Genomic DNA, 1,934 nt, shown 5'->3' with positions numbered 1-1,934 from the left:
GGGTCGCGCTGGCCGCCCGCCCCGGCCTCGCGCCCGACACCTCGGCCCTGGCCCGCGCGGGACTGCGCGAGACCTCCGCCGCCGGGACGGAGTGCCCGAGGACGGTGTCGTGCGAGTGGATCCCGGCGCCGTACGAGGAGTTCGGGGACGGCGACTACGGCAACCACGACCTCGGCGACCGGCCCGCCTCGCAGAAGATCCGCTACATCGTCGTCCATGACACGGAGGGTGCCTGGGAGGGCGTCCTCGACATGGTGCAGGACCCCACCTACGTGTCCTGGCAGTACAGTCTGCGTTCCACGGACGGACACATCGCCCAGCATGTGAAGGCGAAGGACGTGGCCTGGCACGCGGGCAACTGGTACGTCAACGCGGGGTCCATCGGCCTGGAGCACGAGGGTTTCCTGACGGCCCCCGACGCCTGGTACACCGAGGCGATGTACCGGTCCTCGGCCCGGCTGGTGAAGTACCTCGCCGGGAAGTACGGCATCCCGCTGGACCGGCAGCACATCCTGGGGCACGACACGGTGCCGGGGACGACCACGGCGAACATCCCGGGCATGCACACCGACCCCGGACCGTACTGGGACTGGCGGCACTACTTCGAGCTGCTGGGCCGCCCGCTGAAGGCGACGGCCGGCAAGCACTCCGGTGTGGTCACGATCCGCCCCGACTACGCCGCCAACCGGCCGGTCTTCACCGGCTGCGAGAGCGCGGGCGAGCCCTGCGCGACGCACGGGTCCAGCGCGGTACGGCTGTACTCCGACCACGACGAGAGCTCTCCGCTGATCCGGGACATCGGCCTCGGCTCGGCCCCGACCACCGGGGTGAACGACCTGTCGTCGCGGGTCTCCACGGGCCAGCAGTACGCGGTCGCCGACCGCTGGGGCGACTGGACCGCCATCTGGTACCTCGGCCGGAAGGCGTGGTTCAGGAACCCGGAGCGGCGTCCCACCGCGGTGCCCGCGAAGGGCAAGGTCGTGACGCCGAGGAAGGGACTCGACTCCGTGCCCGTCTACGGCAGGGCGTACCCGGAGAAGGAGGCCTACCCCGAGGGGGTGCCGGCCCAGGCGGTGTCGCCGCTGCCGTACACCGTGCTCAAGGGCCAGAAATACGTGACCGGGGCCAAGGTGCCCGGCGAGTACTACTACGCGGTGACCTTCGACGGGGCCTCGCACCGGGTGGTGCGGGGCGAGGACCAGTACTACGAGATCCAGTTCGGCCACCGGGTCGGCTTCGTACGCGCGGCGGACGTCACGGTGAGGTCGTCGTAGCGACATCGGGGACGTACGGGACATGACGAGGGCCGGGCTCCCCGGGGAGCCCGGCCCTCGTGCGAGGCCGTCGTCGGTGTACCGCGGTCAGCCCTGCTGGAACAGTTCCGCGGGCAGCGGCTTGAGCAGGGCGTACAGGTCGTCGGTGATGGGACGGTCCCAGGCGGCGATGGTCACCAGGACGTTGTCGCTGCGGTCGAACTGCACACAGGAGATCCGGCCCTCGGAGAGCTTGACGCGGCGCACGATCAGCAGGTTGTCGCCCTGCATCACGGGCACGTCCTCGGTGCCGACGACGGTCACCTCCTCGTCGTTCTCCAGCGCCAGCAGCAGCTGTCCGACCTCGAAGGGGACCTCGCCCTCGGGGACGTCCCGCGCCGGCGAGTCCTCGGGCAGATTGCCGATGATCATCGCCGGGCCCCGGCCGCCGAACAGGTCGTAGCGCAGGAAGACGCCCTGGCAGCTTCCGTCGGGGGCGGGCAGCAGCCCGGCGCCCAGGTTTCCGGGCCAGTCACCAGGGTCCATGGCCAGAACGTCGAATTCGGGCCCGGCGGGCGTGGCACTGCGGCGGCGGAGGAACGACATGCCGCCATGGTACGTGCCCGGACCCGCGCGCGGATGCTCGGCGACGGCCACCGGAGCGGGGGGATGCCCTCCGGT

The 1,934-nt window shown here is 71.2% G+C and carries 2 protein-coding genes; one reads left to right on the top strand and one right to left on the bottom strand.

Features of this window, described 5'->3' with window-relative positions; translation table 11 throughout:
- Positions 1-1,274: N-acetylmuramoyl-L-alanine amidase (locus B9S61_RS12350; RefSeq protein WP_258039635.1), on the top strand; the 1,274-nt coding region annotated here is incomplete at its 5' end.
- Between the two features lie 87 nt (positions 1,275-1,361).
- Here the strand turns inward: B9S61_RS12350 and B9S61_RS12345 are convergent.
- Positions 1,362-1,859 carry a hypothetical protein gene (locus B9S61_RS12345; protein WP_103542289.1) on the bottom strand — a complete coding sequence of 166 codons (498 nt, stop codon included), beginning with the start codon at positions 1,857-1,859 and terminating at the stop codon, positions 1,362-1,364.
- Positions 1,860-1,934: the final 75 nt, after the last annotated feature.

The sequence above is a fragment of the Streptomyces sp. SM1 genome, assembly GCF_002910825.1.
Taxonomy (GTDB): domain Bacteria; phylum Actinomycetota; class Actinomycetes; order Streptomycetales; family Streptomycetaceae; genus Streptomyces; species Streptomyces okerensis.
This window is presented reverse-complemented; position numbering and strand designations above follow the sequence as displayed.